The sequence below is a fragment of the Actinomyces sp. genome, from assembly GCF_030530635.1.
Taxonomy (GTDB): Bacteria; Actinomycetota; Actinomycetes; order Actinomycetales; family Actinomycetaceae; genus Actinomyces.
This window is the reverse complement of the sequence record NZ_JAUMUL010000111.1, coordinates 1-4,778: the sequence shown is the minus strand read 5'-3', so window position 1 is coordinate 4,778 and position 4,778 is coordinate 1. Positions and strand designations below refer to the sequence as shown.

General features: G+C 64.4%; 4 protein-coding genes, 1 tRNA gene and 1 pseudogene. 3 read left to right on the top strand and 3 right to left on the bottom strand.

The window, feature by feature from the left end; all coding sequences use genetic code 11:
• Positions 1 to 374: 374 nt before the first annotated feature.
• Positions 375 to 695 (bottom strand): helix-turn-helix domain-containing protein, encoded by a 321-nt coding sequence (locus tag Q4A20_RS14740; RefSeq protein WP_303124128.1) that lies wholly within the window; start codon positions 693 to 695, stop codon positions 375 to 377.
• Positions 696 to 772: 77 nt separating this feature from the next.
• Here Q4A20_RS14740 and Q4A20_RS15200 point away from each other — a divergent pair.
• Positions 773 to 1,000, top strand: a pseudogene (locus tag Q4A20_RS15200) (hypothetical protein); the annotation flags it as partial.
• Between the two features lie 55 nt (positions 1,001 to 1,055).
• Here the strand turns inward: Q4A20_RS15200 and Q4A20_RS14735 are convergent.
• Positions 1,056 to 1,128, bottom strand: a tRNA-Arg gene (locus Q4A20_RS14735).
• An 89-nt stretch (positions 1,129 to 1,217) separates the two neighbouring features.
• Here Q4A20_RS14735 and Q4A20_RS14730 point away from each other — a divergent pair.
• Positions 1,218 to 2,900: a carboxylesterase/lipase family protein gene (locus Q4A20_RS14730; protein WP_303124127.1), complete on the top strand. Its 1,683-nt coding sequence runs from the start codon at positions 1,218 to 1,220 to the stop codon at positions 2,898 to 2,900.
• A 252-nt stretch (positions 2,901 to 3,152) separates the two neighbouring features.
• Positions 3,153 to 4,016: an MT-A70 family methyltransferase gene (locus tag Q4A20_RS14725; RefSeq protein WP_303124125.1), complete on the top strand. Its 864-nt coding sequence runs from the start codon at positions 3,153 to 3,155 to the stop codon at positions 4,014 to 4,016.
• On the opposite strand, the gene Q4A20_RS14720 is transcribed toward Q4A20_RS14725, so the two are convergent.
• Positions 3,997 to 4,701, bottom strand: a complete 705-nt coding sequence (locus tag Q4A20_RS14720; protein WP_303124123.1) for a BglII/BstYI family type II restriction endonuclease — start codon at positions 4,699 to 4,701, stop codon at positions 3,997 to 3,999. The genes Q4A20_RS14725 and Q4A20_RS14720 overlap by 20 nt on opposite strands.
• Positions 4,702 to 4,778 lie beyond the last annotated feature (77 nt).

The following is a 4,778-nucleotide window of genomic DNA, read 5'->3' as shown; positions in this document are numbered from 1 at the left end:
CAACCGGACAGATTGTCCTCTTGCCGGAACCCCAACGGAAACCGGCTCCGCCCCTGAGTTGTCCACAGGGGGCTCGGCCGCAGGGTCGCCACAACCGGACAGATTGTCCTCTTGCCGCGATTCCAACGAATCCTCCCCGTCGACGCTCACCACGGCACCGACGTGCAGGCGGTACCGATTCGACCGCCGCCCACCCGTCGACGACCTACGCTCCACGGACAAAAGTCCCATCCGCCGAAGCCTCACCAACATCCGACGCACGTTGCGATCCGTCTGCCGCGCCCGCTTCGCCAACGACCCCAGCGCCAGCATCACCAGCGTCTCCGACGGCCCGAGCTCCTCGAGCGACCACACCCAGTTCAACGCCCTCGTACTCACGACGCACCCGCCTCACCGGGCGAGACCGGAGACACCGGCGACGGCCAGGACAACATCCCCTGACCCGGAGGCGCCGCGTCCGCCGGCGACCCAGCTGACGGCGCCGACAGCACCCGAGGCTCCAGCAGCTCCTCGATGTCCTCCCGGCGGAACAGCAGCCGCCCCGACGGCAGCACGAGTGCAGGTAACTTCCCCTGCTTCGCCCATGCCCTCAGGGTTCTGGCCGTTACGCCAGGCAGGCTCAGCAACCGTGCTGATTCTCGTGGGGACAGGTACTGGATGCCAGCGTCACGAACGGTACTGGAGGTATCGGACATGACAAGAGTGTCCTGCAGTCTCGATCGGCTGTCAATGTCACTTGCGTGCGTGTCGGTACTGACGGTACACTGGGTGCATGAGCGCAGTTCAGGTATCCGCCCCAGACCTTTACACCGTTGATGAAGCGATCGGTGTGACCGTGAACGAGGCGCTGTTTCTGCTGCACGAGACCCGGAAGAGCTTGGGTGACCACCTCGGGATCACCGGCCCGGCAGCGGGCCGCAAGCTACGCGGCACCACGGCCTGGAGCGCGGAGGATCTCGTCCGAACGGCCGAGTTCCTGGGGGTGGAGGCCTCCGACCTGCTGCCTCGCAGGGTCGCCGTCGACGCCGGCGGTGTGCCGGGCGGGGGCGCCTCGGTGCCCCGGACAGGATTCGAACCTGCGACCTTCTGCTCCGGAGGCAGACGCTCTATCCACTGAGCTACCGGGGCCCGGGGCGGGACTCTACCAGCGTCCGGGCCCAGGTCGTTAACGCAGACCGCAGCCCCTAGGATGTGACCCCGGCCTCAGAGGAGCTCTCATGACCCCGCACGCCACTCCGCCCGCCGCCGGCGAGCACGTCGCCGGCACTCCTGTTGCCGTGCCCACTGGCGAGACTGTCCGCATCGAGACGACTGCCGGCGGCGTGCGGGGCCTGTGGCGCGAGATCGTCTCCCACCCCGAGCGCTCCGGCCCCGCGCCCCGCTACGGACGCTCCGCCGCCTTCTACGCGATCCCTTACGCGCAGGCCCCCACAGGTGGGCTCAGGTTCATGGCACCGGTACGCCGCGAGCCCTGGGAGGGGGAGCGCCAGGCCTTCATGCCGGGGGCGACCCCGCAGCGCGGATCGATCTTCTCCGACCCCGCCATCCCCGAGCCCTCCGTGCCCGGCGACGACATCCTGACTCTCAACGTGTTCACTCCCGTCCCCGGTGATGAGAGTGCTCGCCTGCCCGTCTTCGTGTGGATTCATGGCGGAGCCTGGACATCCGGCTCGCACAACTCGCCGTGGTACGACGGCGCCGCCTTCAACCGGGACGGCGTGGTCACCGTCAGTGTGGCCTACCGCCTGGGCTTCGACGGCTACGGCTACGTCGAGGGCTCCGACGCCCCGTTCAACCGCGGCGTCCTCGACCAGGTGATGGCCCTGGAGTGGGTTCGTGACAACATCGCCCGCTTCGGCGGGGACCCGGCCCGGGTGACGCTTGGCGGTCAGAGCGCCGGCGGCGGCAACTCCATGATCCTCATGACGGTGCCGCGGGCGCGGGGCCTGTTCCGCGCGGTCGTCTGCCAGTCGGGTGCCGTCACCGACATGCCCGCCGACCTCAACCGTGAGCGCGCCCGGGCACTGGCGTCCGCCCTCGGTGTCGAGCCCACGCTGGCGGGCCTGCGCACCGTCTCCTACGACGACGTGGTCGCCGCGCAGAACGCGCTGACCGCTCAGGATGAGCGTGCCGACGGCGATGGTGCCGCCGCTGGCCCGGACCCGGTTGCGGCTGTTGCCGGGTACCTGGCCGCCGTGGGAAGACCGGATACGGGGATCTCCTTCAGTCCCACGGTCGACGGCGAGGTCGTCACGGCCCCGATCGTCGAGGCGCTGCATGCGGGTGACGGAGCCGATATCGCTGTCCTGGCCGGGTCCACCACCCACGAGTTCATCTTCTCGGGACTCGCCTTCACTGAGGTGATGGCCGGTCGTGACGTGCGCGAGGTCCTCGTCGAGGGCGGGCTGGGGGAGGAGCTCGCGGATCGGCTCCTGGCCGCGCACCCGGAGCACGCCGGAGCCGGGCACCTCATCCTTGGTGACCTCATCTCCGACACGATCTTCCACTGCCACCTCGCCTCCTGGCTGCTGGCGCGAGGCGAGTACGCAGGCCGGTGCGGGGAGGGTGCGCCGTCGGCCGGCTCCTGGGCCTACGAGTTCTCGTATACCGGTGGGCAGTTGGGGATGGCGACGCACTGCATGGACGTGCCTTTCGCCTTCGACTGCCTCCTGGAGCCGTACTGCGAGGGGCACACGCTGCCGGGCGGTGCCCCGCAGGCGCTGGCGGATGCGATGCACGGGGCGTGGGTGCGCTTCATCGAGACGGGCGAGTGCTCCTGGCCCCAGTGGCCCACGGGCTCGGTGGGCAGGCGCTTCGGGGACAACCGCGGGGGTGTGCTCGTCGTCGCCGAGGATCGCGTCATCTACGACACTGACCGGGACCTGGTGCGTCGTGGGTGATTATTTGGGGCCGATGGTGTGGTAACAGGAACGCCCTCGAAACAGCGCCGGTCACTTGGTCGGGCGGACCATCCTCTCCTACCGTGCCGAGAGGCAGTTTGGAACGGTGGGCTGGCATGCTGAGCATCTGACGTTGCGGGGTTACGCAATAGGGCGCGGAAAGCGCTGTGAAAATGGGCCGTCGGAGCATGTTGATCGCCGCGGAAAAGATCTATTGTTGCGAACTAGATCTTTCTCTGGTATGCTCGCGACATGTTGACCCGCGATGCGACCGCTGCTGTCGCCGACGAGGTTGTACCACTGCCCAAGGTGGACGGCGGATTCCGGACTGTTTTGGCTGACCCTCCGTGGCGTTTCGTGAATCGTACGGGAAAGGTGGCGCCGGAACATCGGCGGCTGGGTCGATACGGCACAATGCGGCTTGATGAGATCAAGGCTCTGCCTGTATTTGACGTTACTGCGAAAGACGCTCACCTCTACCTGTGGGTGCCGAATGCATTACTTCCGGAAGGGCTTGCTGTCATGGAAGCCTGGGGCTTTCGGTATGTGTCAAACATAATTTGGGCGAAGCGACGCAAGGACGGGGGTCCTGACGGCAGGGGCGTTGGATTTTACTTCCGTAATGTCACAGAGCCAATTTTATTTGGAGTTAAGGGCTCGATGAGGACGTTGACCCCGGGGAGGTCGACAGTCAATATGATTGAGACGAGAAAGCGTGAACATAGCCGGAAACCGGATGAGCAGTATGACCTAATTGAATCCTGCTCTCCGGGTCCGTATCTTGAGATGTTTGCGCGTTATGCCCGTCCAGGCTGGTCGGTGTGGGGTAATGAGTCCGACGCCGGGGTGACTCCGCAGGGTAAGGCGCAGCGCGGGTATACTGGGGGGGAGATCGAGCGCCTTCCGGCGCTTGAGCCTAACGAAAGAATGAGTGACTGGCTATCCGATCGGGTTGGTCGAATCATGGCTGAGGAGTATAGGCGCGGAGCGTCAGTGCAGAGACTGGCTGAGCAGTCTGGTTACTCGATTCAGCGAGTCAGAACACTCCTCTCAAGGAGTGGAGTCACCTTCAGGGGCCGAGGGCGGCCGCGAAAGCTCACTGATGTGTCCGTGTAGGGGAGTTCTCGAAGGTGCGGCTAGAGATCGCAATGGCCAAAATTGGGCAACCGGCTGCATCGCCCCGAGTTAAACGGGGGATGAGTTTCTCAAGGTTTGTTGTCGTTGTGGTTGCGAGCATTTTCTTTGCTTCGGTCTCGGGCATGCCGTGGTCGAGACGTAGTCCTGTGGCGAACGTACGCAGATCCTCTTGTGTGCGTGTGACGATCACTCCGACATCGATGAAACCAGCGTCATATAGTGCTCGGTAGGCGCTGATGTCTCGGTCGAGGTTTCCATCTTTGGCGTTCCACTCAAGGTCAAGAGCAATTCTGCCCTTGAAGTTGTCGACCTTGTAACCTTTGTTGCTAGCCGGGGTTAACTTCTCCTTAGGGGACTTCTCGCCGGCAGGCTTATAAGGCATAATAGTGAGTTTGAGTATGATGTCAGTGTCGACCCGCGCCTCGCGCCATCCTCGGCTACGGAAACCATCGTTGAAGCGGCGCGCGAGAGATGATTCCTGGCCGCCCGCGGAGAGGAGATCTTCGGATAGAATCTCGAAGCGGTTAAGTGCTTCAACTAGTTCATTAAAGAGGTCTGGGTTGGTGGCACGAAAAATCACTGCCGCGTTACGGGTCTCCCGAATTTCGTATCGCGAACGGACTTCGTTAGGAAGGGCTGTCTCGAAAGAGCGCGTCAACTCCATGCGTCAAGACTACCACCTGGCCACGCTCGGCGGCGCCGCCGAGGGGCGTACAAAGGCGCGATGTGGTGAACCGAATG

Bases quoted from the DNA above. Each gene is read 5' to 3' on its own strand.
- Q4A20_RS14740 (WP_303124128.1), bottom strand. From the start codon at position 695: ATGTCCGATACCTCCAGTACCGTTCGTGACGCTGGCATCCAGTACCTG.
- Q4A20_RS14730 (WP_303124127.1), top strand. From the start codon at position 1,218: ATGACCCCGCACGCCACTCCGCCCGCCGCCGGCGAGCACGTCGCCGGC.
- Q4A20_RS14720 (WP_303124123.1), bottom strand. From the start codon at position 4,701: ATGGAGTTGACGCGCTCTTTCGAGACAGCCCTTCCTAACGAAGTCCGT.
- Q4A20_RS14725 (WP_303124125.1), top strand. From the start codon at position 3,153: ATGTTGACCCGCGATGCGACCGCTGCTGTCGCCGACGAGGTTGTACCA.